Origin of the sequence: Shigella sp. FC1967 (assembly GCF_001743005.1) — a bacterium.
Classification (GTDB): Bacteria; Pseudomonadota; Gammaproteobacteria; order Enterobacterales; family Enterobacteriaceae; genus Proteus.
On sequence record NZ_MIIZ01001106.1, the window covers coordinates 1 to 862 of the forward strand.

General features: G+C 33.5%; 1 protein-coding gene. It reads right to left on the reverse strand.

Going from position 1 to position 862, the window contains the following annotated elements; translation table 11 throughout:
* Nucleotides 1–121 precede the first annotated feature (121 nt).
* On the reverse strand, nucleotides 122–670 hold the full coding sequence (locus BHE89_RS18875; RefSeq protein ID WP_069367834.1) for a fimbrial protein: 549 nt from the start codon (nucleotides 668–670) through the stop codon (nucleotides 122–124).
* Nucleotides 671–862 lie beyond the last annotated feature (192 nt).

Consider the following 862-nt stretch of genomic DNA (forward strand, 5'->3'; position numbering starts at 1 on the left):
ATTTATTTAATTAGTTTTTATTTTATTCTTATTAAATTGAAGTGTTTTATCAAATTTAACGCAGAGGATATCCTCTGCGTTAATGCAGTAATTTATTATTTAATAAATTTAAATAAAATGATTACTGATAATCAACTTGGAAGTTGATAACGGCTTGGAATTCACCTGGAGTTACAGTAGCATCTGCTGATTCAGCTTGAACGTATGCAACGAATGGGATCTTAGAAACACCATTGATTAATTGCACAGGTGTTGTTGCTGTGTTCCATTTTACAGCTTTGCTGCCAGCATCCATTAAGCCGATACCTGCGCCAGACGCTGAGCCAGATACGAAAGATGCTAGGTCTGTGTTTGTTGCATTAACAACACTTGGTGTATAGCTAACAGTCGCTGTTTTTGCTACGGTAGTATCACAGTCTTGTAATTCGATATCTTTTTTAACGTTACCTGCTTTCTGCATATTTGCTAATGCAGAAGTTGGGATTTCACTGAAATCAACAATAACAGGGCTTGAAGAAGCTGCTAATCCACAAGCTGAATTAACAATTTCACCTTTTAATTGAATTTCGCCTTTAGTTGCGCCAACTTTTGGTGCAGGAGTTTCAGCAGTTGCAACAGAATTAATACCAAATACTAAAGCAGCAGCTAAAGCAATTTTACTCAGTTTCATTATAGATAATCCCTTGAAGATCGTGCGTATTATTATTTATAGAAAAATAATATTAATGTCGGAATATAAAAATTGATTTGCATTATATTTCGAATTATTTCGAATAATGACTGGTTTATATGATATCAATAAAGGCGTTCTATTTGATATAACGTTTTGTTGGTTTCCTCAAATTTCATATTTAATCTTGCC

Bases quoted from the DNA above. Each gene is read 5' to 3' on its own strand.
- BHE89_RS18875 (WP_069367834.1), bottom strand. From the start codon at position 670: ATGAAACTGAGTAAAATTGCTTTAGCTGCTGCTTTAGTATTTGGTATT.